The 25,873-nt window shown below is 72.6% G+C and carries 30 protein-coding genes and 3 pseudogenes; 11 read left to right on the top strand and 22 right to left on the bottom strand.

All coding sequences use genetic code 11. The features are described 5' to 3' along the window. Positions 1-21: 21 nt before the first annotated feature. Positions 22-1,041 (top strand): annotated as a pseudogene (locus OG946_RS34860) (hypothetical protein); the annotation flags it as partial. A 245-nt stretch (positions 1,042-1,286) separates the two neighbouring features. Next, a complete protein-coding gene (locus OG946_RS34855; RefSeq protein ID WP_326799923.1) occupies positions 1,287-2,186 on the top strand; it encodes a ThuA domain-containing protein in 900 nt (299 codons plus the stop codon). A gap of 216 nt (positions 2,187-2,402) precedes the next feature. On the opposite strand, the gene OG946_RS34850 is transcribed toward OG946_RS34855, so the two are convergent. The 3 genes from OG946_RS34850 to OG946_RS34840 form a co-directional block, all read right to left on the bottom strand. Then, complete coding sequence (locus OG946_RS34850; RefSeq protein ID WP_326799922.1) at positions 2,403-3,038, bottom strand: cytochrome P450; 636 nt, start codon at positions 3,036-3,038, stop codon at positions 2,403-2,405. 856 nt (positions 3,039-3,894) lie between these two features. Then, positions 3,895-4,248, bottom strand: coding sequence for a hypothetical protein (locus tag OG946_RS34845; protein WP_326799921.1), 354 nt, complete (start codon positions 4,246-4,248; stop codon positions 3,895-3,897). After that, positions 4,211-4,612, bottom strand: a complete 402-nt coding sequence (locus tag OG946_RS34840) for an ANTAR domain-containing protein (RefSeq protein ID WP_326799920.1) — start codon at positions 4,610-4,612, stop codon at positions 4,211-4,213. The genes OG946_RS34845 and OG946_RS34840 overlap by 38 nt, the downstream gene beginning before the upstream one ends. Before the next feature lie 143 nt (positions 4,613-4,755). Between OG946_RS34840 and OG946_RS34835 the strand changes: the two genes are divergently transcribed. The 3 genes from OG946_RS34835 to OG946_RS34825 all read left to right on the top strand — a co-directional run bounded on the left by OG946_RS34835 (position 4,756) and on the right by OG946_RS34825 (position 7,230). Continuing rightward, a complete protein-coding gene (locus OG946_RS34835; RefSeq protein ID WP_326799919.1) occupies positions 4,756-5,133 on the top strand; it encodes a helix-turn-helix transcriptional regulator in 378 nt (125 codons plus the stop codon). A gap of 273 nt (positions 5,134-5,406) precedes the next feature. After that, positions 5,407-6,090: a DNA polymerase ligase N-terminal domain-containing protein gene (locus OG946_RS34830; protein ID WP_326799918.1), complete on the top strand. Its 684-nt coding sequence runs from the start codon at positions 5,407-5,409 to the stop codon at positions 6,088-6,090. Between the two features lie 336 nt (positions 6,091-6,426). After that, positions 6,427-7,230, top strand: coding sequence for a SigB/SigF/SigG family RNA polymerase sigma factor (locus tag OG946_RS34825; RefSeq protein ID WP_326799917.1), 804 nt, complete (start codon positions 6,427-6,429; stop codon positions 7,228-7,230). Between the two features lie 38 nt (positions 7,231-7,268). On the opposite strand, the gene OG946_RS34820 is transcribed toward OG946_RS34825, so the two are convergent. Together OG946_RS34820 and OG946_RS36285 are read right to left on the bottom strand one after the other, a co-directional pair. Further along, complete coding sequence (locus tag OG946_RS34820) at positions 7,269-7,733, bottom strand: molybdopterin dinucleotide binding domain-containing protein (RefSeq protein WP_326799916.1); 465 nt, start codon at positions 7,731-7,733, stop codon at positions 7,269-7,271. A gap of 64 nt (positions 7,734-7,797) precedes the next feature. Beyond that, positions 7,798-8,383, bottom strand: a pseudogene (locus OG946_RS36285) (molybdopterin-dependent oxidoreductase); the annotation flags it as partial. A gap of 318 nt (positions 8,384-8,701) precedes the next feature. Here OG946_RS36285 and OG946_RS34810 point away from each other — a divergent pair. Then, positions 8,702-9,259 (top strand): hemerythrin domain-containing protein, encoded by a 558-nt coding sequence (locus tag OG946_RS34810; protein WP_326799915.1) that lies wholly within the window; start codon positions 8,702-8,704, stop codon positions 9,257-9,259. Positions 9,260-9,305: 46 nt separating this feature from the next. Here the strand turns inward: OG946_RS34810 and OG946_RS34805 are convergent. Then, positions 9,306-9,801 (bottom strand): annotated as a pseudogene (locus OG946_RS34805) (LLM class flavin-dependent oxidoreductase); the annotation flags it as partial. A gap of 241 nt (positions 9,802-10,042) precedes the next feature. Between OG946_RS34805 and OG946_RS34800 the strand changes: the two are divergent. The 4 genes from OG946_RS34800 (at position 10,043) to OG946_RS34785 (ending at position 14,410) form a co-directional block, all read left to right on the top strand. Next, complete coding sequence (locus OG946_RS34800) at positions 10,043-10,366, top strand: plasmid stabilization protein (protein ID WP_326799914.1); 324 nt, start codon at positions 10,043-10,045, stop codon at positions 10,364-10,366. 91 nt (positions 10,367-10,457) lie between these two features. Then, a complete protein-coding gene (locus tag OG946_RS34795) occupies positions 10,458-12,281 on the top strand; it encodes a thiamine pyrophosphate-requiring protein (protein ID WP_326799913.1) in 1,824 nt (607 codons plus the stop codon). 116 nt (positions 12,282-12,397) lie between these two features. Further along, positions 12,398-13,882, top strand: coding sequence for an aminotransferase class I/II-fold pyridoxal phosphate-dependent enzyme (locus OG946_RS34790; protein ID WP_326799912.1), 1,485 nt, complete (start codon positions 12,398-12,400; stop codon positions 13,880-13,882). Positions 13,883-13,984: 102 nt separating this feature from the next. After that, the gene (locus OG946_RS34785; protein ID WP_326799911.1) at positions 13,985-14,410 is read left to right on the top strand and encodes a CBS domain-containing protein; all 426 of its coding nucleotides are present in this window, start codon (positions 13,985-13,987) and stop codon (positions 14,408-14,410) included. A gap of 52 nt (positions 14,411-14,462) precedes the next feature. Here the strand turns inward: OG946_RS34785 and OG946_RS34780 are convergent, their stop codons facing one another. The 13 genes from OG946_RS34780 to OG946_RS34720 all read right to left on the bottom strand — a co-directional run bounded on the left by OG946_RS34780 (position 14,463) and on the right by OG946_RS34720 (position 21,253). Next, positions 14,463-14,681, bottom strand: coding sequence for a hypothetical protein (locus OG946_RS34780; protein WP_326799910.1), 219 nt, complete (start codon positions 14,679-14,681; stop codon positions 14,463-14,465). Positions 14,682-14,969: 288 nt separating this feature from the next. Continuing rightward, entirely contained in the window at positions 14,970-15,278 is a 309-nt protein-coding gene (locus tag OG946_RS34775) for a gas vesicle protein K (RefSeq protein WP_326799909.1), read from the bottom strand. Continuing rightward, positions 15,275-15,514 carry a gas vesicle protein gene (locus OG946_RS34770; RefSeq protein WP_047019436.1) on the bottom strand — a complete coding sequence of 80 codons (240 nt, stop codon included), beginning with the start codon at positions 15,512-15,514 and terminating at the stop codon, positions 15,275-15,277. The genes OG946_RS34775 and OG946_RS34770 overlap by 4 nt, the downstream gene beginning before the upstream one ends. After that, positions 15,501-16,352 carry a GvpL/GvpF family gas vesicle protein gene (locus tag OG946_RS34765; protein ID WP_326799908.1) on the bottom strand — a complete coding sequence of 284 codons (852 nt, stop codon included), beginning with the start codon at positions 16,350-16,352 and terminating at the stop codon, positions 15,501-15,503. The genes OG946_RS34770 and OG946_RS34765 overlap by 14 nt, the downstream gene beginning before the upstream one ends. Then, positions 16,349-16,735, bottom strand: a complete 387-nt coding sequence (locus OG946_RS34760) for a gas vesicle protein (RefSeq protein WP_326799907.1) — start codon at positions 16,733-16,735, stop codon at positions 16,349-16,351. The genes OG946_RS34765 and OG946_RS34760 overlap by 4 nt, the downstream gene beginning before the upstream one ends. Beyond that, complete coding sequence (locus tag OG946_RS34755; RefSeq protein WP_326799906.1) at positions 16,732-17,700, bottom strand: SRPBCC family protein; 969 nt, start codon at positions 17,698-17,700, stop codon at positions 16,732-16,734. The genes OG946_RS34760 and OG946_RS34755 overlap by 4 nt, the downstream gene beginning before the upstream one ends. Continuing rightward, the gene (locus tag OG946_RS34750; RefSeq protein ID WP_326799905.1) at positions 17,697-18,251 is read right to left on the bottom strand and encodes a hypothetical protein; all 555 of its coding nucleotides are present in this window, start codon (positions 18,249-18,251) and stop codon (positions 17,697-17,699) included. The genes OG946_RS34755 and OG946_RS34750 overlap by 4 nt, the downstream gene beginning before the upstream one ends. Further along, the gene (locus OG946_RS34745) at positions 18,248-18,580 is read right to left on the bottom strand and encodes a gas vesicle protein GvpG (protein WP_326799904.1); all 333 of its coding nucleotides are present in this window, start codon (positions 18,578-18,580) and stop codon (positions 18,248-18,250) included. The genes OG946_RS34750 and OG946_RS34745 overlap by 4 nt, the downstream gene beginning before the upstream one ends. Position 18,581: 1 nt before the next feature. Beyond that, positions 18,582-19,355: a GvpL/GvpF family gas vesicle protein gene (locus tag OG946_RS34740; RefSeq protein ID WP_326799903.1), complete on the bottom strand. Its 774-nt coding sequence runs from the start codon at positions 19,353-19,355 to the stop codon at positions 18,582-18,584. Positions 19,356-19,358: 3 nt separating this feature from the next. After that, positions 19,359-19,874 (bottom strand): gas vesicle protein GvpJ, encoded by a 516-nt coding sequence (gene gvpJ, locus OG946_RS34735; protein ID WP_326799902.1) that lies wholly within the window; start codon positions 19,872-19,874, stop codon positions 19,359-19,361. A gap of 38 nt (positions 19,875-19,912) precedes the next feature. Continuing rightward, on the bottom strand, positions 19,913-20,251 hold the full coding sequence (gvpO, locus tag OG946_RS34730; protein WP_326799901.1) for a gas vesicle protein GvpO: 339 nt from the start codon (positions 20,249-20,251) through the stop codon (positions 19,913-19,915). A gap of 197 nt (positions 20,252-20,448) precedes the next feature. Then, on the bottom strand, positions 20,449-20,820 hold the full coding sequence (locus tag OG946_RS34725) for a VOC family protein (RefSeq protein WP_326799900.1): 372 nt from the start codon (positions 20,818-20,820) through the stop codon (positions 20,449-20,451). Between the two features lie 220 nt (positions 20,821-21,040). Then, entirely contained in the window at positions 21,041-21,253 is a 213-nt protein-coding gene (locus tag OG946_RS34720; protein ID WP_326799899.1) for a DUF5132 domain-containing protein, read from the bottom strand. 227 nt (positions 21,254-21,480) lie between these two features. Between OG946_RS34720 and OG946_RS34715 the strand changes: the two genes are divergently transcribed. Beyond that, positions 21,481-21,666, top strand: a complete 186-nt coding sequence (locus tag OG946_RS34715; RefSeq protein ID WP_326799898.1) for a hypothetical protein — start codon at positions 21,481-21,483, stop codon at positions 21,664-21,666. A 7-nt stretch (positions 21,667-21,673) separates the two neighbouring features. Here OG946_RS34715 and OG946_RS34710 read toward each other — a convergent pair whose 3' ends face one another. The 3 genes from OG946_RS34710 to OG946_RS34700 all read right to left on the bottom strand — a co-directional run bounded on the left by OG946_RS34710 (position 21,674) and on the right by OG946_RS34700 (position 25,807). Next, entirely contained in the window at positions 21,674-23,086 is a 1,413-nt protein-coding gene (locus tag OG946_RS34710) for an acyl-CoA dehydrogenase family protein (RefSeq protein WP_326799897.1), read from the bottom strand. Then, entirely contained in the window at positions 23,083-23,307 is a 225-nt protein-coding gene (locus OG946_RS34705) for an MbtH family protein (protein WP_326799896.1), read from the bottom strand. The genes OG946_RS34710 and OG946_RS34705 overlap by 4 nt, the downstream gene beginning before the upstream one ends. A gap of 97 nt (positions 23,308-23,404) precedes the next feature. Beyond that, a complete protein-coding gene (locus OG946_RS34700) occupies positions 23,405-25,807 on the bottom strand; it encodes an ABC transporter ATP-binding protein/permease (protein ID WP_326799895.1) in 2,403 nt (800 codons plus the stop codon). Positions 25,808-25,873 lie beyond the last annotated feature (66 nt).

Raw genomic sequence — 25,873 nt, 5'->3', positions numbered from 1 at the left:
GGCCGCCGCGAGTCCGGCGGCGACGGCCGCTGGGACGCGGTCTGGTACCGGCGCATCGCGGAGAACGGCTACGGCTACGAGGCCCGGCTGCCGGACGGGAGCGTGCACCCCGACCTCGCCTTCTTCCCGCTCCTGCCCGGTCTTGAGCGGCTGCTCGCGGCGGGCTCGCCGCTCGGGGCCGCGGACGCCGGGCTGCTGGTGGCGGGGGTCTCGTCGTTCGTCGCCGCGTGGGGCATCTACGCGGTGGGCGCCCACCTCGCCGGGCACCGCGCCGGGGTCCTCCTGGCCGCCCTGTGGGGCGCGCTGCCGACGGGGTTCGTGCAGTGGATGGCGTACACCGAGTCCCTGTTCACGGCGCTCACAGCGTGGTCCCTCCACGCCGCCCTGACCGGCCGCTGGCGGACGGCGGGCCTGCTGGCCGCGGTGGCGGGGCTGTGCCGCCCGACGGCCGCCGCGCTGCTCGCCGCGCTCGCGGCCGCCGGGGCGGCACACCTGGTGGCGCAGGCCCGCGGCGGCACGCCGGCCGGCACGCTGCTGCGCCGGAACGGGCGGCTGCTGACCGGGATGCTCCTCGCCCCGCTGGGCTGGGTCGCGTACATGGCCTACGTCGGGGTGCGTGCGGGAAGTCCCTTGGGTTACTTCCACGTTCAGGCGGCCTGGGGCAACCGCATCGACGGCGGCGCGGCGCTCGCGGGCTTCACCTGGGACCTGCTCACCGGCCCCTGGCCGTCCCCGCTCGGCGGCGCCGGGGTGTGCGCCGCGCTGGGCCTGGTCGGCGCGCTCCTGGTCGCCGCCGCCCGGCAACGCCAGCCGCTCGCCCTGTTCACGTACGCCTGCGCCGTCGTCGCCCTCTCCCTCATCAGCGCCGCCTACTTCGGCTCCCGCCCCCGCCTGATGACCCCGGCCTTCCCCCTCCTGCTCCCCCTGGCGGCGCCCATGGCGCGCTGGCCCGCGGGAAGAAGCACGGCGGTGGCAGGGGCGGTGGCCGTGGCCTCGGGCACGTACGGGGCAGTGGTCCTGCTGGGCAACGGACCGCCGTGAGCGGGTGCCGCGGCCCGCCCGGGGCCGGAAAGGAACCCGACGGGCTGCAGATCATTTCGTGATTGCGTTGCCGGAGAGCCTCGCACACCGGCGCCGGCACGGACATGCACTTGCGGCACAGCTCAAAAGCCAGGTCGGAGGTGCCCCACGGGGGCACGGCAAGTGACCGGGCCAGCATGGTCGTCTTGACATGTCCTCGAAAAGAGGCCGTAGTTGATGAAGACACCAGAGGTGAGGGGAGTGCCATGCGTTACGCACGACAAGGAGTTCACCGCGCGTTGTTGGCGGTGGCGGCGATCGGGCTCGTCGCGACATCGGCCGTACCTGCCGAGGCCAAGTCCGAGCCGAAAGTCCTGATCTACACCGGGACGACCGGGTACCGCCACGCCGGATCGATCGACGGGGGCATCGGCCCGATCCAGAACGCGCTGGACAAGGCCGGGATCTCATGGGTACGGGAGGACTGCGACGGTCTCGGCGGGGCTGTCGGCAACTGCGACCACCCGGACGCGAACCCCCGCGTCTTCACCCCGGAGAACCTGGCCCAGTACGACGCGATCTTCCTCTTCAACTCCTCGTCACAGTGGCTCGGCGGCGGCCGTCCGGGCCCGCTGTGGGACGAGGAGCAGCGCGCCGCGATCCGGGGGTTCGTCAACGCCGGCGGCGGGATCGCCGCGAACCACAACGCGGTCGACATGGGCGCCGGCGTCACCACCTGGGACTGGTGGGACGGCGCGGCCGACAGCGCGGTCGGCACGCTGATGACCGGCCACGCCGCCAGCGACCTGAACAACGTCGCCACGGTGCGGGTCGCCGACCGCCACCACCCGTCGACGCGCAACCTCCCCAAGGAGTTCGCCTTCGGGGACGAGCACTACAACTTCGCCCGCAGCGTGCGCGGCGACGCGCGGGTGCTGGCAACGCTCGACGAGGAGTCGTACGACCCCGGCCCCAACGCGATGGGCGAGGACCACCCGATCTCCTGGTGCAAGCGGTACGACGGCGGCCGCATCTGGGTCACCGGGATGGGCCACTTCGCCGAGTCCTACACGGAGAACGGCGGGAACAACAACCTCGTCAAGCACCTTGCCGGAGGCATCGGCTGGGCGGCCGGCCAGGGCGGCGCAGACAAGTGCACGCCGTGACCGTTTGATCGGAACCAGCCGCACCCAGCAGCGGATCCGCTCCACGCGGGTCTCCCCCACCGACCAGGCCGGTCGTCACGGTTCTTCGACGACCGGCCCGCGGTCGGCGTCCCAACGCTCGGCCCGCAGGCGGCAAACGTGACCTGACACCGCCCCTGATACCGATCCGTACTCCGGCAAGGGACCGGTTGTGCTCGCGGTACCGGACCCGTTCGGTCACGGCGCGGTGGCGACCTCCAGGACGCAGTGGCGGAGTTCGTAGCTGCTGATGCCCTCGATGAAACCGACCGTGGGCGGTGTCGCCATCCGTAGTCCCGGAATCGCGAACAGCCGGCTGAGGAAGATGTCCGTCTCCTGAAGTGCGACGTGGATTCCGGGGCATTTGTGTGGGCCGTCACCGAAGGAGAGACCGGGGGACCCGACACCGTCTTTCATGGCGCGCCCGGGACGGATACGGGGTGGCACCGGACCCACGGAGCGTTCGTCGAGGTTCGTGCGGTCGATGAGAATGTCGATGCGGTCCCCTGTCTGCACCGTCAGCGTCTCGTCGCCCTGGCCGGACAGGTCGAGCGGCTCGGTGGCCCGGCGACTGAGCCGGCCGATGACCGGTTCGACACGAAGAATCTCGTTGAGCACCGCGAGCCGCCCGTCCTCGTCCCCCGCCCGATAGTGCGTCAGCAATGCCTTGTCTGCGAACGGATGCCAGGCGGCGGCGCTGATGAACTCACGGGTGGTGACCATGCCCGCCGCCGCGAAGGTGAGGCATTCCCCCAGGACCTCCTGGTCCGAGCAGCCCTCGTCGACCAGATGGGAGATGAGATCGTCGCGGCGCTCACGGCGCCGGGCCCGCACGGCGGGCCGTACTAGCGGCGCCTCCCCTTCCCGGAAGTCGATGCCGATTGGTCTTTTCCCCCGGGAACCCCGCCGTATCCTCGCGGCGGACGGGATGACCGGGACTGCGGCCACGGCCGAGCCCGGCATCGAGCACCGTGTGAGCGAGGGCTCCCGGCGGGCTCTCGCTCACGGCGGACGGCGCCCTGCCCGCTCACGTGGCCTTGGCGAACGGCTACGCCCCCCGGGCGCCAGCGGGGCGACCTGCTCGGCGATGAGCGCGCCGATTTCCCGGGGCCATGGCGGGCACGTCATGGTGGCTGTTGCGTAACTGTGAGGGCTGGTACAGGTGCTGACGTCTGAACGGCGTGACCAACACACCGGCCCTCACAGTTACGAGAAAACCTTCAGCGAAGGCCACCAAGACGGATCGTCGGGGCACCGGGGTCTGCCACTCGCAGCCGAACTCGGACTGACGCTGTCGGGTACACGCCGGCAATCCCGCCGATCAAGGCGCCGCCGATTCCGCTGATGAGGCTGTAGAGCGTCGTCGCATCCGCCATGGCAATACTCTGCAGCCTACGACCTGTCACCTGAAGTGCTCTGGCGCCGCGACGGCACGCGTCCGTCTCGGAGCCGGCGGGGAACCCGAGGGTTACGCGGGACGCGGCGGGCGCAGCGCATCGGCGTTGTCGCGGCAGGTGCCGACCGCGGCGCCGACGAGCACAGACACGGTGTGCCGCGGGACGCCGCGCCAGTCGGCTCACCCCGTCCAGTAGCGGTCGTCGGGACGAGTTCCATGCGGCCGGAGCACACCCGGAGTGCGGGCGCGCGCCCCAGGTCGCGAGCGCGCCGACGGCGGTGGGGGCGTCGCCGGTTACCCGCCGGCATCACCGATCACCACGCCGCGCTCCGTTGGCGCCGGTCCCCCTCTGACGTGGACGTCGTCGCTGTCGTGGTCGACGTGGACGGCATGGCCGGCTCGGGTGAGGGTCGCCAGCAGTGCGTAACGCAGGGCCGCCCGGATGCCGTCGTGCTCGTTGTCGCCACGTCCGGCGGGATCGAGCGCGGCGCCGGGCTCCCACCGCACCACCACGGCATCGACGTTGCGCCGCACGTGCAGGCCCGCCGCCCCTTCTCCGCCACCGGCGGTGACGTCGAAGCCGGCGGCGGTCAGGAGTTGGCAGACCTCGTCAAGAAGCAGATGCGGTGCGTCTGCTGCCTTCACCATCTCGCTGCCTCCACACCCGTTCGATCGCCTTGCGCATCGGAACCCGAAGGTCTTCGCAGATCGGTGTGCCGCCGGTGGAGGAAACCACCCATGAGGCCACGTCGCGCAGCGGGACGTTGGCGTGCTGGGAGGTCTGCCGAAGCACCTGCCAGGCGTCGTCGGCATCGCCGTCGAGGACGGCCATCAGGACCCCGCGGGCCTGATCGACCACCGGCCTGGTCCGGATGGCCTGTTTGAGTTGGGCGTTCTCCTCGCTCAACTCGGCCAGCCGGTGCCGGACCCACGGCGGCAGCCCGCCGAGGGCCGCCCCGGACTCTCCCTCCGGCTGCTGAGATGGCTGAGCGGTGGTGTCGTTGTCGGCCACAGGCGGTATGTGGGGCATCCCGGGGTCCATATGCGGAGAGGGCATGACGGTCTCCTGCTCGCCTCACTCGATGATGCACGACGATTCACGACATGGATTTCGCGTATTACGGTACGCGAACGTGGCATCGTACGATACCGGTGATGGCTACCGCACCCGAATCACACACCGGCTGGACCTTCCTCACCAACCACGCCCGCGTCCTGGCCACGATCGCCGACAACCCCTCCGTGCGGATCCGCGACATAGCAGCACATTGCCGACTCACCGAGCGCGCCTGCCAGCGGATCATCGCCGACCTGGAGCAGGCCGGCTATCTCTCCCGCACCCGGCACGGCCGCTCCAACACCTACCGCATCCAAGAAGACGTCCCTCTGCGCCACCCAGCCGAGTCCGGCCTGACCGTGGCCACCCTCCTGACCCTCCTGGCGCGGCACGAAGAGCCCGGAAACCAGTCGAACCTCGCGCCCCCGGCCCTCCCGCACCCGCCACCGGACGGGGACACCGACCGGCAGCGATAGCAACGGCCGCCAAGCCTGGGGCATCGACGGTCCTGGGCAGGGGGCCGCATCACCCACATGCCGGTCCGTGCGTCGACGCGCTCGTTCCGCACCCGGTCGGAGGAGTAACACGCCGCACAACCCGGCCCGGCGGATGATGATGATCCGGAGCGCATGTGCCGCGAAGGCACGGCGGGAGCACCCGGCCGAGGCGGACGAGCGAGGCGGACGAGCGAGGCGGACGAGCGAGGCGGACGAGCGAGGCGGACGAGCGAGGCGACGCAAGGGGCTGTCTTGGGCAAGAAGGACGAGCTGCGGGCCTACCGCGAGAAGCGGCATTTCGACAGGACGAGCGAGCCGGGCGGCGAGCGCGCCGCGCGCGACGAAGCGGCGCCGGGCGACGAGGACGAGCCGGCGTTCGTGGTGCAGATCCACGACGCGAGCACGCTGCACTTCGACTTCCGCCTGGAGGTCGACGGCGTCCTGAAGTCCTGGGCGGTCCCCAAGGGGCCCTCCACCGATCCCCACGACAAGAGGCTCGCCATCCCCACCGAGGACCACCCCCTGGACTACCTGGGGTTCGAGGGCGTGATCCCCGAGGGGGAGTACGGCGGCGGCACCGTCATCGTCTGGGACACCGGCACCTATCGCCCGGTCAGCCACGACAGGCGCGGGCGGCCGGTGCCGTTCGGGCAGGCCGTCGACGACGGCCACGCCGTCTTCGAGCTGCACGGCCGGAAGCTGCACGGCCGGTACGCGCTCACCCGCTTCCGCGGCGGTGCCCAAGGCGGCGCCCAGGGTGACGGCTCCGGTGAGAAGCCGATGTGGCTGCTCGTACGGACCGGATCCGGGCGCGGCACCGGCGGCACGCCAGACCCTCAGCGGGCCCGCTCCGCGCGCAGCGGCCGTACGCTGCGCCAGGTCGCCGAGTCGCCGGACGCCCGCCGGTGGCACCCGGACGGCGGCGGGCGCGGGTGAGGGTCGTCGTGGCCGGGGCACCCGCGAGGGCGGGCAGGGGCGCGGGCACTGGGTGCGGCGCCGTACCCGGGAAGGACCGTTCAGGTCCCGGTCGTACGGCGTGTGGCGTGGCCGTAAGCCGGGCGATTCGCGTTTGCGGCGTCCGACTGCGGGCAGGTGGACTGACGTGCTTCGGACCAGAGGCACGCCGCGGGAGTGGATGGCTTGTCAGCCGTCGCTCCGGCTGCGTACGGTCCGGAGCGTCGTCTGCGGCCCGCTCACCGGTGCGCCGGTATCACGCCGCAGCCTCCCTCCCGTAAGAACCGAACGTTCGCAACTCGCCCGAGGGAGGCCCCCGTGGCGTATGTCCGGGCAGGGAACGGGAAACACCCCCACGATGACGCACCCGACACCTCCGCGCAGTTCCGCCGGCTCGCCGGCATGCCGGAAGGTGCCGGCAAGACGGCGCTGCAACAGGAGGTCGTACGCGCCTGGATGCCGATGGCGGCGCGGCTCGCCCGCCGCTTCAAGAACCGTGGCGAAGCGCTGGAGGACCTGGAACAGGTCGCGCACCTCGGCCTGGTCAAGGCCGTCGGGCGCTACGACCCCGAGCGCGGCCACGCCTTCGAGAGCTTCGCCGTGCCCACGATCGTCGGCGAGCTGAAGCGCCACTTCCGCGACCACATGTGGGGCGTCCACGTGCCCCGCCGGGTCCAGGACCTGCGCAACCGCGTCCGCAGCGCGAGCATGGCGCTGGTCACCAGCGCCGACGACCGCTTCCCCCCGACCGCGGACATCGCCGAGGCGGCCGGCCTGACCGAGGACGAGGTACGCACGGGACTGGGGGCCCTGGAGAGCTACGCCACCCTCTCCCTCGACGCCAACCTGACCGACACCGAGGACGGCTACTCGCTCGCCGACACCGTCGGCAGCGCCGAACCCGGGTTCGACCAGGCCGTGGACCGCGAGGCCGTGCGACCGCACCTGAGCCGGCTGCCGGAACGCGAACGCGAGATCCTCTACCTGCGCTTCTTCCGCGACATGACCCAAAGGAGAATCGCCGACCACCTGGGCATCTCGCAGATGCACGTCTCCCGCCTGATCAGCCGTACCTGCGAGCGCGTGTACGAGGGCGTGGAGGTGGACCGGACCGCCGCGTAGAACGTGCTCCTCCGGGGAGGCCCCGGCGGGAAGCTGCGTCACCCTCCGGTCCACCTCGTCGCCCGCGAGGGGGCGGGCGGCTCACCGGAGGCCCGGGGAATCAACAGGCTCGGCCTCGGCCCGGGGGCCGGCCTTCTCGACCCGGACTGCGGCGGTCTTGAACAAGGGCTGCTTGGAGACCGGGTCCCAGGCGGTGCGGGTGAGTTCGTTGGCGGCGCGGGTGCGGCGGCGGGGGTGCGGCGGCGGGGGTCGGGCTGGTCGAAGTAGCCGTAGTGGAACGGGACGAAGACGGTGCCGGCACGGCTGCCGGTGAGCAGGGCCGGGGCCACGACCTCGCCGCGGCGGGACGTGACGCGTACGAGGTCACCGTCGCGGATGCCGCGGGCCCTGGCGTCGTCGGGGCACAGCTCGACCCACACGTGCGGTGCCGCCGCGTCGAGTTCGGGGACGCGGGCGGTCTTGGTGCGGGTGTGCCAGTGATACACCCGGCGACCGGTGGTCATATGCAGCGGGTAGTCGTCGTCGACCGGCTCCTCCGGCGGCTCGTACGCCGCGGCCCTGCGGAACGCCCGGCCGCCCGGGTCGTGGGCGGCGTACTCGCCGGGCCCGTGCGGCGCGCCGGTCGGCGGTCGCGGTGCACAGCCGGGTGTTGCCGTCCAGGTGCGGGGTGCCGATGCCGCCGCGGGCGATGACGGCCTGCGTGTAGTACTCCTCGGCGAAGAGCTGGCCGGAGGTGTGGAAGGCGAGCCCCCGCGGGCCGTGCTCGACGAGCACCCGGGCGGAGCGCGCGGTCATGGCGTCCATGGCGGTGTCCCAGTCGGCGGGCCGCAGTTCGCCGTCGCTGCCGCGGACGAGGGGGTCGGTCAGCCGGTCACGGGCGTGGTTCGCCTGCCAGCCGTACAGGCCCTTGGGGCCGAGCCGGCCGTGGTTGATCCGTTCCCCGGCCCGGCCGCGTACGCCCACGATCCGGCCGTCCGTGACCGCCACGTCCATGGCGCACCCGTTGGAGCACAGCACGCAGGCCGAGGGCACCCAGCGCTCCACCCCGGTCCTCGGCGACCGTCAGGAACCGGTCCACCCGCCCCGGCCACTGGCCGCCCGCGGGATACGGCGTACGCGCGCCCCACACGTCGTCGATCCTGCTGCCCGTCATGACGCCTCCTGCCCTGCCCGGCCCACCGGTCCATGCGAACCCGGCCGGCGCTCGTCGGCACCACGGGTACCTCGGCCCCCGCGCCGCACACCGCCGATCGGCCGCGTCCGCGGCGGCGCTCTCCGTAGATGCCGCGCCGAACCCCTGCATATCAGGGAAAACACCCCGATCTTGACCTTCCCGGGCGCCACGCGGAGCGCTCCGCCTGCGCGGGCCGCCGGCCGGCCGCATCGGCTCCGGGAATCGGGGTACTCGCCGCGTCCCGTACCCGCGAACGTCCCCGCGGGAGTTCGCGGATCACAGTGGAAGGAGATCATGATGGGACACGGCGGAGACGTCATCGACGAACTGACCACCGACCATCGCGAGGTGGCGGATTTCTTCGGGCAGTTCCACCAGACCCCGCCCGGCAGTCATGACCGTAAGCGGCTGCTGGACCAGTTGACCGTCGAGCTGGTGCGGCACTCGGTCGCGGAGGAACAGCACCTCTACCCCGCGGTGCGCGAGCATCTGCCGAATGGCGGGAAGATCGCCGACAAGGAACTCGCCGATCACGCCCAGGTCGAGCAGATGCTCAAGGAACTGGAGGGCATGGAGCCCCGCGATCCCGCCTTCGACCCGGCGGTCCGCGCGCTTCAGCGCGAGGTGATCGCCCACATCCACGACGAGGAGAGCACGCTCTTCGTGCGGATGCGCCGGGACTGCGGCGAGGACGTGCTGTGGGACCTGGGCGAGAGGGTCCGTACGGCGAAGAAGACCTCCCCCACCCGCCCGCACCCCCGGATGCCGTCGACCCCGCCTGCCAACAGGCTCGTCGACCCCGGCATGGGGATGGTCGACCGGGCCCGCGACCTCCTCACGGGCCGGGGCCGGTAGCCGGCCCGGGGAAGTCCGCCGTGGCCCGCCGGGCGGGGGGCGCGGGAGCCGCCTCGCGGTCCGGGTCGTAGCTGACGGGCAACTGCCCGACGCGCGGCTTGCCCGCACCGCCGTGCCGGTCGAAGGACTCCAGCAGCCCGGCTTGGGGCTCCGTGGCGATGACCAGGTCGGCGAGCCGGCCGGCCAGCGCGCAGGACTGCTCGCCCGAGACCGCGATGCCGATCGGCGGGGGCCGGTCCGGCAGGTCCCACAGCCGCGCCGAGTCGACGGAGAAGTGTGTGCCGTGCCGGGTGACGTGACCGCCGCCGAAGAGGTCCCGGATGATGCCGACGGCCTCCTCCAGCATCTCGTGCCGGACGTCGACACCGGGCCAGCCGCGGCCGACAGGCGTACGGGCTGTGCCCCTGGGAGCGCAGCCACGGGGAGTAGTGGTCAGAGGTGACCGAGAAGTCGAAACCCGCTTCCTCGGCCGCGACGACGTGTTCGACCAGTTCCCTCGGTCCCGCCTGCTCGGTCATCATCGTGTATCCGATTTGCAGCATAAGAGCACGTTTCCCCGGTCGTCGCGAGCAGGGCACCTCTCACGCCGCCGACAGACGAGTTCTGCCCAGATCCCGGGATGCACCAAGCCGCCCGGCGGCCCGGTGGACAGCACCCGCGCGGACGCGGGCGGCGGCCCCTTCCGCCCTTGATGCCCCGAAGGCACCTCTTGCCCGTTTGATGTCGTCTCGGGGGTGGCACACGATGGTGTGGTCCGACCGTACGAAGCCGACAGGAGGCACCATGCCGAGCGGATCCAGCCAGAAACGGGAACGTCAGTACGAGCACATCAAGGAGGGCGCGCAGAGGCGCGGCACCGGTCCCCGGCGGGCGAAGGAGATCGCCGCCCGCACGGTGAACAAGGAACGGGCCCGCACCGGCGAGGCGCGCACCGCGAGCCGTACCTCCACCAGGGACATCTCCTCCGGCCGCAGGGGCGGTCTCCGCTCCCACTCGGGCCCCGGAGGGCCGACGTACGACCAGCTCTACGCGGAGGCCCGGCGCCGCAACATCCATGGTCGCTCGTCCATGAACAAGGCCCAGCTCAAGCGCAAGCTCGGGCGCTGAGAGCCGCGGCCGGGGCCCGGTCGCCACCCGCACGGCCGAGTGCGGGCGTCCGGGTCCCCCACCCGCACCCGCGTCATCGAAAGGCCACAGCATGCCGACCAAAGTCTCGGACTACGTCCTCGAACGGCTGCGCGCGTGGAAGGTCGAGCATGTCTTCGCCTATCCCGGCGACGGCATCAACGAACTCCTCGCCGCCTGGGGCCGGGCCGACAACAACCCACGGTTCGTCCAGGCCAGGCACGAGGAGATGTCCGCCTTCCAGGCCGTCGGCTACGCCAAGTTCTCCGGCCGGGTCGGCGTGTGCGCCGCCACGTCCGGGCCCGGCGCCATCCACCTCCTCAACGGCCTGTACGACGCCAAGCTCGACCACGTCCCCGTGGTCGCGATCGTCGGACAGACCAACCGCAGCGCCATGGGCGGCTCCTACCAGCAGGAGGTCGACCTACTCAGCCTCTACAAGGACGTCGCCTCCGACTTCTGCGAGATGGTCACCGTCCCGGAGCAGTTGCCCAACGTCCTCGACCGCGCCATGCGCACCGCCATCGCCCGCCGCACGGTGACCGCCCTCATCATCCCTGCCGACGTGCAGGACCTCGACTACTCCGCGCCCGAGCACGCGTTCAAGATGGTGCCCTCCAGCCTCGACATGTCGAACTACGCCCCCGTCCCGGCCGAGCCCGACATCGAACGGGCCGCGGAGTTGCTGAACGCGGGTGAGAGGGTCGCCGTCCTCGTCGGCCAGGGTGCGCGCGGCGCCCGGCGGGAGGTCATGGAGGTCGCCGACCGGCTGGGCGCCGGCGTGGCCAAGGCGCTCCTCGGCAAGGACGTGCTCGACGACGAACTCCCCTGCGTCACCGGGGCGATCGGCCTGCTGGGCACCCGGCCCTCGTACGACCTGATGCAGGACTGCGACACGCTGCTGGTCATCGGCTCCAGCTTCCCCTACACCCAGTTCCTCCCCGAGTACGGCCAGGCGCGTGCCGTGCAGATCGACGTCGACGCGCACATGATCGGTCTGCGCTACCCGTTCGAGGTCAACCTCGTCGGCGACGCCCGCGCGACGCTCCAGCGGCTCCTGCCGCAACTGCGGCAGGCCGGGAACGGCGGCTGGCGCAAGAAGATCGAGCAGAAGAACGCGCGCTGGTGGCAGGTCATGGAGCGGCGCGCCGCGGTCGACGCCGACCCGGTCAACCCCGAGTACGTGGTGCACAGCCTCAACGGCCTGCTGCCCAGGAACGTCATCCTCACCGCCGACTCCGGCTCCGCCGCCAACTGGTACGCCCGCCACCTGCGGCTGCGCGACGGCATGCGCGGATCGCTCTCCGGCACCCTGGCCACCATGGGCCCCGGCGTCCCGTACGCGATCGGGGCGAAGTTCGCCCATGGCGAGCGGCCCGCGATCGCCCTGGTCGGCGACGGCGCGATGCAGATGAACGGCCTCGCGGAGCTGATCACGATCCAGAAGTACTGGCAGGACTGGGAAGACCCCCGACTGATCGTGGCGGTCTTCAACAACCACGACCTCAACCAGGTCACCTGGGAGATGCGCGCCATGAACGGCGCACCCCAGTTCCTGCCCTCGCAGTCCCTGCCCGACGTCGCCTACGCCGACTTCGCACGCTCCCTCGGCCTGGGCGGCATCCGGGTGGACAAGCCGGACCAGGTGCAGCACGCCTGGGAGACGGCCCTGGCCGCAGAACAGCCCTACGTCCTCGACTTCCACACCGACCCGGCCGTACCCCCCATCCCACCGCACGCGACCCTCGACCAGATCGAAGCCGCCGCGGCCTCCGTGCTCAAGGGCGACAGCGACCGCGCCGCCATGGTCCGCCAGGGCGTCAAGGCCAAAGCCCAGGAGATGCTGCCGGGCAGCGACCGCCGTGAAGACCGGCCGGACTCCCGCGAGGAACAGTGACGTCCACCCGGACCGTGGGGAAGCCGGCGACAGCCGTCGGCACCGTGCCGGCCGAAGCGCCGGGGCAGACGGCAGTCGGAGACGGCCACCGCCGTACGACCGGATAGGGCGGAGGCATGGATCACTCGCGCGCGCCGGTGCTTGAGGCACTCGGCCACTACCGCCGGGACGGCCTGCTCCCCTTCACCCCGCCCGGGCACAAGCAGGCCCGGGGCGCGGATCCCGAGGTGCGCGAGGTGCTGGGGGACGCGGTGTTCGCCTCCGACGTGCTGGCGATCAGCGGCCTGGACGACCGGCGGGCCTCGGGCGGCGTGCTGCGCGACGCCGAGGTGCTGATGGCGGACGCCGTACGGGCGGAGCACACCTTCTTCTCCACCTGCGGCAGCTCGCTGTCGGTCAAGGCGGCGATGCTGGCGGTGGCAGGGCCGTACGAGAAGCTGATGATGGGCCGGGACGCGCACAAGTCCGTGGTCTCCGGGCTCATCCTGTCCGGGCTGCGCCCGGTGTGGGTCGAGCCGTGCTTCGACGACGAGCGGCACCTGGCGCATCCGCCGTCCCCGGCGGCGTACGAGCGGGCCTTCGCCGAGCACCCCGACGCCCGCGGTGCGCTGGTGACCAGCCCGACGCCGTACGGCTCGTGCGCGGACCTGGCGGCGCTGGCCGACATCTGCCACCGGCGCGGACGTCCGCTGCTGGTGGACGAGGCGTGGGGCGCCCACCTCCCGTTCTCCGACCGGGTGCCGACCTGGGCGATGGACGCCGGCGCGGACGTGTGCGTGACGAGCATCCACAAGATGGGCAGCGGCCTGGAGCAGGGTTCCGTGTTCCACCTGCAGGGCGACCGCATCGATCCCGCGGTGCTCCGTTCCCGCGCCGACCTGCTGGGCACCACCAGCCCGTCGGTCCTCATCTACGCCGGCCTGGACGGCTGGCGCCGGCAGATGGCCCTGCACGGCCCCCGGCTGCTCGACCGCGCGCTGGACCTGGCCGCACGCGTACGCGCGCGGATCGAGGACATCCCCGGACTCCACGTGGACGGCCGCGCCGAGTACACCGGCACCGGGCGCGCCGCCGGCCTCGACCCGCTGCCCGTCGTCATCGACCTGGCCGGGCTGGGCCTCGCCGGCTACGCCGCGGCCGACTGGCTGCGCCGGCACCACCGGCTCACCACCCACCTGGCCGACCATCGCCGCATCAGCACCCAACTCACCCACGCCGACGACGAGTCGACCGCCGGCGCGCTGCTGGAGGCGCTACGGGACCTCGCCGCGCACGCCGCGGAACTCCCCCGGCCGGCCCCCGTTGCCGTGCCGTCCGCGGCCGAACTGCGGCTGGAGCAGACCTGCCTGCCGCGCGATGCGTATTTCGGCGCCGTGGCGGACGTGCCGCTCGGCGAGGCCGCGGGGCGGGTGGCGGCCGAGATGCTCACGCCCTATCCGCCGGGGATCCCCGTCGCCCTGCCCGGGGAGCGGCTGAACGGCCCGGTGCTGAAGTACCTGGCCACCGGGATCCGCGCGGGCATGTACGTCCCGGACGCCGCGGACCCCCGGCTGCGCACGGTCCGGGTGCTCGCCGGCGAGGGGCCCGCACCGGTCGCCTGACACAGGGGCGGAAACAGGTGTCTGAACGTCGGGCTGACGGGTACCGGGGAAGTCCCGCTCGACGGCACCGGGCCGTCGTATCCCCAGGCGAAGGAGACAGCCATGGCCGATCAGCAGGTCCACGAGATCATGACCGCGGCCCCGGTGGCGGTGGGTACGCTGACCGCGGTGCCGGAAGTCGCCCGCAGGATGCGCGACGACGACATCGGCGCCGTCCTGGTCACCGACGACAACGAGCTGCGCGGGCTGGTCACCGACCGCGACCTCGTCGTGCGCGTCCTGGCCGCCGGCCGCTACGCCGGCGACACCACCGTCGCCGACGCCTGCAGCCAGGAGCTGGTCAGCGTCGGGCCGGGTGAACGGGTGGACCACGCCGTGGAGTTGATGCGCAAGCACGCGCTGCGCCGGCTGCCCGTCGTCGACGAGGGCGGCGGCGTCCTCGGGGTCGTCTCCCTGGGCGACGTGGCGGTGGAACGGGACCCGACGTCCGCCCTGAGCGACATCAGCATGGCGATGCCCAACAACTGACCCGCCCCCGCGGCGGGGCGCCGCCGCCTCCGCGCTGCCGGGACCGGATCCGTCACCGCCGGGTCCGGTCCCGTTCCAGGGCTTCGTCCGGGACGCCGAATTCTTCTTCGAGTTCCCGGATACGCTCGGGTACGTGCCGGGCGTCCAGGCGGCGCTCGTACCGGCTGCGCCTGGGACGCGCGGTGACGACGGTGACCACGATCCGCCCGGCGGCGTACACCGGGACGGTCAGGGGCCAGAGCAGCCCGGCGGCCACCGCGGCGGCGGCCACCTCGGGACGGTCGTGGGTATCGAAGTACCCGACCGGGCCCTTCGCTCGCGGCCGTCGAGAGAGATGATCTGCCGCCGGAGGAGCGCGTAGAACAACCGGGCGGCGAGCGGTATGCCGGCCACGTAGCCGACCGTCCCCAACAGGGGGAACCACGACATCACGACGGAACGCTCCAGAACTCGACCGGCCGCGCGAACCCGCGGCCGTCCGATCCGGGTACCGCGAAACCACCGCATGCATGCGTAACAGCCAAGGCACCCCGGCCCTGCGTGTCCGGGGCGGACCTGCTCAGCGTGCGAGCAGGGTGCCGAGCGGCCCGAGGTCCAGGTTCAGCTCGTCGCGGGTCAGCCCGTGCTCCGCGCAGAGTTCATCCATGCGCTGGTCGAGCAGCATCAGCGTCGTGCCGATCCGCTCCACCTGTTCGTCGGTGAGGTCGTCGTGGTCGCAGCGGCGCAGCGCCTGCCGCTCCATGAGCTGGCGGAGCAGCTCGACGACGGTCAGAACGAGGGAGACCAGGTCGCGGCCGACCCGGTCGGGGTCGAGGTCCAGCCGGCCGGTCGCCGGACCGCGGGCCGTCCCGTGCGAGGTCAGTGTCACAGCGGACCACCGTCTCCCCACGGGGCGGCCACGCGCTCGTTGATGGACGACAGCAGCGCGTGCAGGGAAACGCGCACGAGCGGCACCTCCGCGATCGCCAGCACGAGGTCGCCGCTGACCACGACACCCGTGTTGAGCACGCGGTCGAGCAGGTCCACCAGCGGCACCCCGATGGGTGCGCCGCGGTCCGGTTCCTCCCAGGCGACGACCTCGCCCACGTGCTCACCCACCGGCACCGGTCACACCTGCTTCCGCGAACGAGTACGGCACCCACGGGCCGGTCAGTTCGATCTCGACGTCCCGGCACTCCGGGCTCTGCCGCAGGCGGTGTACCGCGTCGACGACCTCGCCGGCGCGCGCCTCGTCGACGAGGTAGGCGCCGTTCAGGAGATGCGCGCCGCGCCCCGGGGTGACGTTGGTGTCGTGCGGACGCAGCCGCCGTCCGGCGACGGCGAGATTCGCGAAGACCCGGTCCACCTCCTCGACGACCTGGAGACCGGCCTCCTGCCGGCGTTCGCGCTCGTGCCGCACGCCGCGCAGCCGGTCCAGATACGCGTGACCCGGACGGGCTGGCGCGCGCTCGTCCTCGCGGCGTTCCGGCGTGTGCGCGGCAGGCACGGAGCGGCGCTCGGCCGGCCGCGCGTAGACCTTCACGCCCCACTCCGCCCGGCCCGCGATCCGCCGCAGAGCCGCGGTGAAGCGGTCACGGCCGGCGCCGAGCGCGGCCAGGGCCCGCGCGTCGCCGCGATAGATCGTCGCCAGCGGGAGGGGCAGGACCGGTGCCGCGGTGGCCGCGGCGGCGACGACGGCGTGGTGGGCGCGGGCGCAGCGTTCCAGCTCCGTACGGTCCGTCAGCCGCTCGCGCAGGGCGTCCTCGCCGAACTCCGCGGCCGGTACGTCCTGCACCACGGCGGCGAGATCGCCGAACCGGAGCAGCCGCACGGGGGCGCCGGGTGCCTGCCCCGGCAGCCCGGCCAGGGCGGACTCGTCACCGCCGCGGCAGACCGCGTAGACGTACGTGGCCGTGGTTGCGGGCGCGTCCGGCGGCGCCGCCCCGCGTACCGTCCCGGTCATCGGTGGCGCCCCTTCCGTACGGACTCCCAGCCGCCCGCCCCGGCACGCTCGGGCCGGTCGCCCTCCACGCTCGCCTCAAGCTCCGCGACCCGCTCGCGCAGCCGCGCGTTCTCCTCGTCGACGGCGTCGCGGTGCGCACGGGTGGAGAGCGCGGGGTCGGTCTCCCACCAGTCGATGCCCGCTTTCTTGGCCGTCTCGACGGACGCGACGAACAGGCGGAGGCGGATGGTCAGCAGCTCGATGTCGAGCAGGTCGATCTTGATGTCTCCGGCGATGACGATGCCCTTGTCGAGGACGCGTTCGAGGATGTCGGCGAGGTTGGCCGGTCCCGAGGGGGTGGAGGGCAGGTGGGTGATGGGCCGGTCAAGGACGTGATCCGTCACGTTCTCCGGCCCCCTCGCCGCCGCCCGTCGTCTTCCTCTTCCTCTTCCTCGTCCTCCTCGTCCTCCTCTTCCTCGCCGCCTTCGTCTTCGTGGTCCTCGTCCTCGTCCTGCTCGTCCTCCTCGCGTTCCTCTTCCTCCATGGCCTCGTCGTGGCTGCGCACGACCTCGCCGTCGCGGATCTCACCGCGCCAGCCCTCCGCGTCCTCCGACTGGAGCGTGACGTAGCGCTGGAAGTGCTTGAGGTCGAGCCGGAGCCGACGACCCTGGGCGCGCCAGATGTTGCCGGTCTTCTCGACGAACCCGGACGGGTAGTACTCGACGACCACCGTCACGCGCGTCAGCTCGTCGTCGAGGACGTGGAAGCTCACGGCGCCGCTCGTCGTTCCCTTCGACCCTTCGGACGACCACACGATCCGCTGGTCCGGGACCTGCTCCGAGACGGTTGCCTCGTAGCTGCGGGAGGAGGGCCAGACGCGCACTTTCCAGGTGGTCTTGGTCTCGTCCTCGGGGTCCCGGGTGACGTTGCTGACGCCGTTCATGAAGCCGCCGAACTCCTCGAACTGCGTGAAGTGGTCGTAGACCACACGCAGGGGGCGGCCGATGTCGACGTGCTCGATGATGTTGATCGCTTTGAGGTCGCCCGGCTTGCTCCCGCCGCCGTCCGCGCCGACGGCCTCCTTCGCCTTGCCCACGACCTTGTCCTTGGCGTCCTTCGCCTTCTCGGCCGCCATCACCTTCACGGGGTTCTCACCCTTGACGGCGCGGGCGGCGGTCTCGGCGAGGGCGCCGCCGCCGTCGTGCGCGAGCTTGCCCGGGTCGGCGATGTCGGTGAGCTTGTCGGTGGCCTTGCCGACCGCGTGCTTGCCGACCGCGCCCAGGTACTCCAGCAGTTCGTCGCGCAAGCGCGCCAGCGGCGCAACGTCGGCGGTCTCGTCGGTGTCCGTACTTCCGCGCTGCTGTGTCATGACCGCTGCCTCCCGGAGGGCCGGTCGGCCGTCTTCGTGCGCGTGCTCTTCGCGGTGCCGCGGCTGCCGCGCTCGGCGCCGGCGGCCGCCTTCTGCCGCGGCCCGGAGGCGGTGGGCCGGGCGTTGCCCGCCGTCTTCCTACGGGCCGGGGGCCTCCGCTTCGACGCGGCCGTGTGCCGGCTGCGGCCCTCCTCGTCCTCATCCCGTCCCGCACGGGCGTCACGGGCCTCGCGCTCCTCCCCCAGTGCGCCGAGGCGGTCCGTACGCTCGCGCAGCGAGTCGCTGAGGGACGCGACCCGGCGGTCGACGAGCGAGCCGATCGCCGCCCGCGCGGCCGTCATCATCTGGTCCGTGGCCTGGCCGGACGCCGCTGCGACCTGCGGCGTGTCCGCGATCCTCCGGGCGCCCATGCCCAACAGGTCCTGCGGGGCGAGCCGCCTGCCCGCGACGAGGGCGGCGAGGGTGAGGGCGAGCTTGGCCTTCCTCGTCCTGCCGAGGAGATAGCCCCCGGCGACTCCGGCAAGCACGGTCGTCTTATAGCTGTCCGTCATGACCCACTTCCTGAGTTGAGAGGGTGGTCGGGGTGGTGGGGGTGGTGGGGGCCACCGGCGTGGCCGGGGCCACCGGGATCGGCCGGCGCCGCCGCGAGGATGGTGCCGGGCTGCTCCAGCAGGTCGAGGATGCGCTCCTCCTCGCGCTCGAACTCCTCCTCACCGAGTTCCCCCGCCTCGTACGCGCGGTTCAGTTCGCCGAGCTGAACCCGCAGCGTGGCCGGGTCGTAGAGCTCCTGCTCCGCGGCGTCGAGCAGCCGGCCCGCCACCCACTCCACGCCCCGCACGGGCACCAGCGGCAGCAGCATCAGCCCGCTGAGCAGACCCATGTCAGCTCCTCACCGCTACGGGCCGCGGGGCGGTACCGGCGGCGGCACGGCTGCCCTCCCGGGGAACGAAGCTGTAGCAGGGCAGCGGGCCTGTCAGCCGCAGCTCCACCAGGTCCCGCAGCTCGGCCGACCTGCGGCCGACCAGCTCTCTGCAGCGCTCCGCGTGCGCGTGCGGCATGAGATAGGAGGTGTTGAGCACGCAGCCGGGCACCTCGGCGCCCTGAACGCACTCGTCGGCGAGCACCGCCAGCTTTTGCGCGACGCCGTCGGCGGCTTGGGCGGCCCGCCGGGCGAGGCCCTCGGCGATCGCCGAGCCGAGCCTGACGTTGCCCTCGTAGGACGGCCGCCGGCGGACGTCCGCCGCCAGCCGCCGTACGGCCGGGTCGTCCCGTACGAGGGCCTCCACGCCGCTCTGCGCGGGCATGGCCTTGAGGTTCATCTCGGTGCGGCGATCGAGCCGTCGCAGGGTGGCGAGGTGCGTCGCGGCCGCGGCGTCGAGGGCGCGTCGCACCGTCTCCTCGCCGTCGGCGACCATCCCGAACCGCATCGGCAGGACGGGGGCCCCCGCGCAGAGGGCCAGCAGCAGGTCCTGGTGGCCGGTCAGATCGCGCCTGCGTGCGCGCAGATCGGGCGGCACGTCGCTGACGACCGCCGCCAGCTCGCCCGCGGACAGCAGCCGGACCGGGGCCGGCGGCCTGCCCACGCCCCGGAGGCCGAGCGGCAGCGCCAGGTCGGCGTGGACGACCGCGTACACGTAGAGCGGAGAGGGGGCCACCGCTCACGCCGCCCTGGAGTGCCGGCTCGAACGGCCGGAGGTTTTCGAGGCGGTCTTCTTCTTGGCCGGCCTGGAGCGGGTGCCCGAAGCGCGTTTGCGGGGCGGTGCCTTCTCCCTCTCCTCCTCGTCCCGCTCGTCGTACTCGTCCTCCCGGTCGTCGTCCTCGTCGATCCCGACCGCCTCCTTCACGCGACCGCCGAGGGACTTGGCGGTCCTCCTGGCCCCCGTGGTGACGACGCTGCGGGACATGCCGGCGAAGAGGTCGGGGACCGTCCTGCTGGAGGCGTCCTCGTTGAGGTCGAGACGGTTGCAGACTTCGGCGAAGCGGAGGTAGGTGTCGACGCTGGCGACCACGATGCGGGCGTCGATCTTCAGAATCTCGATGCCGACGAGCGACACCCGGACGAAGATGTCGATGACCATGCCGCGGTCGAGGATCAGTTCAAGGACGTCGTAGAGGGTTCCGGCACGCGGGACACAGACTGCGGCCTCGTTGTACGTGGTGGTGCTCGTCGACATAGGGGCTCTTCCTCTTCCAGGGGACGGCTTTGTCGCCGTCAGTCGTCCCGCGCGCCGCGCCGGTAGCGCCTGATCCGCTCGTACTCGACGAGGCGTCCCCCGTTGTCGAGTTCCACCGCGTAGGTCGCCAGCAGGCTGGTCGTGTCCGGGATCCGCGGCACCTCGAGCACGTCCACGTTCACCCGCCAGCCGTCCTCGGCCCGGCGCACGGCCGACACGCCTTCGGTCTCGTGGGTGATGAGGCGGGCCAGGCTGCGGCACGCACGGCGAGCGGCCTCCTCGGGCCCGTCGACCGCGTGGTCGGCCTTGCTCCCGGAGGCGCGCTTCGAGGTGGACTTCGTGGCAGGTCGGGCCCGCCGTTCGCGTTGCTCGGACACAGGCCCAGTCTGTGGCGGCTCCGATATCCGCGCACGTGGCGGTGGTCCATATGAGGAGCGGGGGCGGCAACCGGCATCGCGTAGCCGGAGTTGTCGCCACCGTCATGCTGCGCGAGCCGGCTCCAGGCCCGGGCGCTGCCCTGCGGCGGGTGTCCGCTTGCCCGGCGCGTACTGCGCTGCTTCCCCAGGGTGCGGCGTCAGGTGCGGCAGAGGCAGAAGGGGTGTCCCGCCGGGTCCGCGTACACGCGGAAGTTCCGCTCGCCACCGTCGTCGTCAAGGTCCAGCGGCCTCGCCCCGAGCGCGAGGGCGCGCTCCTGGGCGGCTTCCATGTCCGAGACGGTGAGATCCAGGTGGAGCTGCTGTGCGTTGTCGTCCGCGCGAGGCCAGGACGGCGGCCTCAGCCCGGGCGCACGCTGGAAGCCGATCCGGATGCCGTCGGGCGTGCGGAGGTCGCACCAGATGTCGTTGTACTTCTGCACCTCGCCCCCGAGCAGGCCCGCGTAGAAACCGGCCAGTGCTTCCGGGTCGGGGCAGTCCAGAGCGACCAGGCTGAAGGTGGCGACCGGCATGACGACCTCCGCGACAGGGATCTCTGCGGGCGGCTGCCCGCTCGGGCGCATGCCAACCCTGGCCCCCGGGCCGCCTGCCTCAGAACGCTGCGCGCCGTCGAAGGCCACAGCCGGTAGCACTTCACCCGCAGACGCCCGTGACCACCGGCGGCCCAGCAGGCAACGCAGCTCGGAGCGATACGGCTCCGGCATCGCGATGCCGCCGGGCCCGCCGTCCGGGTCAGTCGGTCGCGACCGCCTTGCCCGCGCGCGGCTTCTTGGCGCTCTGGCGCGGCACGTCCGCGTCGCCCCGGACGTCCGCGGCGAAGGCTTCGGCGCTCGCCTCGGCGGCGATGTCGCTGATGTCCTCGTTGATCTCGTGCGCCGCCCGTTTCACATCGACCGCGAGTTTCACGGACGTCTTGATCGTGCCGCGGACGACCGGCCTGATCACTTTCTTGATAAGAGGCGCGGAAACCGCCCCGACCAAAAACACTGGAAGCACTGGGAGCATCGTCGGCACCCGCCCCTTCACATCTATTTCACGTTCCCGGACTACCAATTCAGAGACTAGCGGACGAAGCGGACTTCTCACCACCCTGACCTGCGAATCTTCACTCTTTCGAGTGCCACGGGATTGAGTCGATCTTCCGTATCCCGATGTGACCTATCGTTTCCCGTGTGAATGAACGAGAAAACCGGGACGACGACCTTCTCTATTCTGCGGAACTGCGGCATGCGGACGGCGAATACCTACTCACCATCAACGACCACAGGTGCGGCGAAATCGAGGTCGTCCCGGTGTCACGCAAGGCCGTGAAGAGAATCCCCTTCTATCTCTCCGCACTGCGCGGCAAGCTCCCCTGACCTCCGCTCAGACCTGCCGCTGCCGCACCACCCGCGCACCCGCCCTGGCGCCTTCGAGCAGCGAGTGCGCCAGCACGCTGTAGAGGACGTCGTTCGGACCGTCGGCGATACGGAGCCCGCGGATGTCGCGGAGACGCTTCTCCATCGGGGTGTGGCACGTGTACCCGTCGCTGCCGTGGAGCTGGAGCCCGAGGTCGACCGCGCGGTACGAGGCGTCCGTGGCCAGGGCCTTCGCCGCGGAGCAGGCCGCCACGTCGGCCCCGTCCGCGTCCCGGTCGAGGCCCTCCAGCAGCGAGAAGCACCAGGCGGTGGCCGCCTGCACCTCCGCCGCCGCGGTACCGAGCCGGGACGCCACGGACGGGATGCTCGCCAGCGACGTCCTGCCGACGCTGTGCCGGCGGGTGCGCGCCATCGCCTCGTCGATCGCGGCGCCCGCCGTGCCCAGGCAGACCAGCGCCATCATCAGCCGCCAGCCGGCGAAGTGCGCGTCGAAGATCCGGCGGCCGTCGCCCGGGGCGCCGAGCAGCAGGTCGCGCCCGACCCGTACGCCGTCGAAGTGCAGGTGGCCCAGGCTCCAGCCGCGCAGGCCCAGCGGGGTGGCGGTCTGGGTGCGCACGCCGGGGGCGTCCATCGGCAGCCAGAGCGCCGACAGCGGCACCTCCCGCAGGGCCGTGCGGGCACCGGTGTCGGCGCCCTCCGCGGTCAGGGCGGCGGCCTGCTCGGGCGCGACCACCTTGCAGAAGACCACGAAGCCGACGGCCTCCTCCACCCGGCTCACCAGCCCCTTGGTACCCGACACCACCAGGTGGTCACCGTGGTCCACCGCCACGGTGCGCAGGCCGCGCAGATCCGAGCCGGAGTGCGGCTCGCTGGAGGCGACGCCCGCCAACTCGCCGCGCTCGACCACCCGGTCGCGTACCGCCAGGGCGACGGCGGGCGGGCCGTAGCGCAGGGCCATCGCGCCGTGGCCCGAGCTGAAGACCTCGCGCGCGTCGCAGTCGCGCCGTCCGGCCAGGTACATCGCGAGCCCCTGCGCCACCCGTTCGAGACCCGCGGGCACGGCCGCGCCCCGGCCCCCGCCGGGCGCCTGGCCGGCGCCGTCGCCCGCGTCCCCGCCGCCGCCCCGCGCGGGCACGTCGAAGCCCGTCAGCCCGGCCCGGGCCGCGTGCCCGCGCAGTTCGAGCCAGGGCGGCCGGGGCACCTCCTCCGTGACGGGCTCGGGCAGATGCCGGTCGAGGAAGTCCGTGACGCGGGCGGTGAAGTCCGCGAGCGCGGGATGGCGGGCGAGGACGGCGCGGAGTTCCGGTGAGGGCACGTACGGACCGCCGGCGGGCGGAAGTTCGCGGGCGGTGCGGGGCCCCGGTGCGGAGCCGGGCGGTGCCGAGCCGGTCGGCGCGGATGCGGCCCGTGGCAGTGTCATCGGCCACCGTCCCCGGCCTCGGCGAGGCTGCGCGGCCGCATGTCGGTCCACGTCCTCTCGACGTACTCCAGGCACGCCTGCCGGGTGTCCTCGGAGAGGGCGACGCGCCAGCCCCGCGGTGCGTCGGCGAAGGCCGGCCAGAGCGAATGCTCGCCCTCGTCGTTGACGAGCACCAGGAAACGGGCTTCGTCGTCCTCGAACGGATTGGTCGCGTGCGTCATTCCACGCTCCTGGTTCTCAACGGACGTTCATTGTCTCGGTTCAGCGGCATTTCTTGAGGCTCCGCGTGTCGTTACCACTCGAACGAATGACCACCTGCTATGTCAGCGCCGGCCCGCCTGACTGGAGCTTCCACAGCGAGCTGTAGACACCGCCGAGCGCGACCAGTTCGTCGTGCGTCCCGCGCTCCGCGACCGCTCCCCCGGAGCCCATGACGTAGATGCGGTCCGCGCACTGGACGGTGGAGAGCCGGTGCGCGATGACGAGCATCGTGCGGTCGGTGCCGAAGACCTGCAGGGCCCGCTGGATGGTGGCCTCGGTCTCGTTGTCCACGGCGGACGTGGCCTCGTCGAGGATGACGACCGGCGGGTCGCGCAGGACGGTACGGGCCAGCGCGATCCGCTGGCGCTGCCCGCCGGAGAGCGCCGCGCCCCGCTCGCCGACCCGGGTGTCGTAGCCGTCGGGGAGGCCGTCGATGAACGCGTGCGCTCCCGCCGTGCGGGCGGCGGCGACGAGTTGGGCCTCGGTGGCGTGGAAGGTGCCGTAGCGGATGTTCTCCGCGATGGTCGCGTCGAAGAGGAACGGCTCCTGCGTGACGTACCCGATCGCCCGGCGCAGGTCCGGCAGGCCCAGGGTGCGCACGTCGGTGCCGTCGAGCAGGACCTGCCCCCGCTCGGGATGGCGGAAGCGCATGAGGAGCTTGGCGATGGTGGTCTTGCCCGCGCCGGTGGTGCCGACGAGGGCGGTGGTCCGGCCCGGCGGGATGATCAGCGAGGTGTCGCGCAGCACGGGTGCGCGGCCGGGGTAGGCGAAGGTCACCTTCCGCAGCTCGATCCGCCCCCGCAGACTGCGCAGGGGCAGTTCCCTGCCCGCGGCGGCCGGGCCGTCGGTCCCGGCGGGGCCCTGCGGCTCCACGGGCAGCTCGTGCAGCCGCTCGATCCGCTCCAGCGCGGCGAGGGTGCGCTGGTAGTGGTCGGAGGCGCTGCCGACGCGGGACAGCTTCAGCATGGCGATGCCCGGGAGTTCGATCAGCGGGCCGAACGCCGCCGTCGCCAGCTCGCCCCGCAGTACGGCCCGTCCGCCGAGCAGCACCGTGCCCACCAACGCGGAGCCGCCGGCCAGCCGCAGGATCTGCGGCGGCAGCGCGGCGCTGCGCCCGGCGGACCTGTTGGCCTCGCTGCACCGGCCGTTCAGCTCGCCGATACGGGTGATCTCGTGCGCCTCCGTCGTGGCGGACTTGATGGTGGTGTGGGCGTGCAGGTTCTCCGTCACCCGGCTGTTGAGCTGCGCCCGGCGTTCGCCGCAGGCGGCGGTGTCGGCCACCGCGCGCTCGTGGAAGCGGAACGAGAGCCAGGCCACGAGCGGGATCGGCGCGAACGCGATCCAGGCGAGCTGCGGCGCGAGCAGCAGGAACATCGGGACGAGGAGCGCCAGTCCGGCGCCCATCTGCACCACGTCGTGCATGTTCGTGCCGACGAACGTGCCGAGCTGGCCGATGTCCTCGGACAGCACGGCGTTCACGCGGCTGACGCGCTCGTTCTCCAGGTCGGCCGGCGCCACGCTCTGGACGTGGGCGTAGGTGCGGGTGCGCCAGTCGTCCTCGACGTCCTGGGCCACGCCGCGCCAGGCGACGCCGGCGGCGTACCCGGTGCCCGCCATGACGGCGCAGGCGAGCGCGCCGGCGGCGGCGAGGGTGCCCAGCTGGGCGGAGATGCCGGCGATGCCGTACCGGGTGAGGGTGGCGCTGCCGCCGCGCGCGACGAGCAGCACGATCGAGGGGGTGAGCGCGAAGAGCGCCATCTCCGCCAGCGTGGAGAGCGCGGAAAGCAGCGCCGCCACGCCGAACTTACGCCGGTGCCGACCGACGATGCGCCGCACCGCGTGCCGCCGCGGCCCTGGCCCGTCCGGCCCCTCCCGGGCCCGGTCGGTTCTGCGCCAGGCGCGCCGGACGACGACGGCCGTCGCCACGGCGGCCGCGCCGAGGGTGAGCAGGGGGCGTCTGAGGAACCGCAGCAGCAGCGGCCCGCCGGCGACCGCCGCCGCTGCCGCGCAGCCGAGGCCCAGGATCCGGGGCAGCCGGCGGGCGGTGCCTTCCGCGCCGCGCGGGGGGCGGGCCTCGGGCAGGTACGCGGGCGGGGCGGCGGGGCCAGCGCCCAGCGCGTTCGCCTCGGGCGTGTGCAGGGCGGTGAGCACGCGGTCGACCGCGACGTGCAGCAGCCGGGCGGCGTCGCGCGCGGCGAGGGTGTGGTCGTGCCGCAGCAGCACCCGGCCGGTGACCGGGTTGACGCGTACGTCCTCGATGCCCGGGGCCTGGCGCAGCGACGCCTCCGCGACCCGGGCAAGCCCCGGTCTGCCGCGGAAGAGGTCGATTTCCCAGCGCTGCCGACCGGGCAGGATCGAGCGCGGCCGGGGCACGGCGCGGCTCCCGGTCCTGCTGCGGGCGCGCGGTGCCGCCACGGCCACGCCGTTGGCGTGGGGGCCTGCGGCCAGGGTCGAGGTCATCGGAAGCAACCACCGGTTCTCTCATACGGTGCGCCGCGGCGGCGGCGCGGACGGTCGGTCTCGTAC

It is taken from the genome of Streptomyces sp. NBC_01808 (assembly GCF_035917395.1).
Classification (GTDB): domain Bacteria; phylum Actinomycetota; class Actinomycetes; order Streptomycetales; family Streptomycetaceae; genus Streptomyces.
The sequence above is the reverse complement of the archived record's forward strand: the minus strand, read 5'-3'. Positions and strand labels throughout refer to the sequence as shown.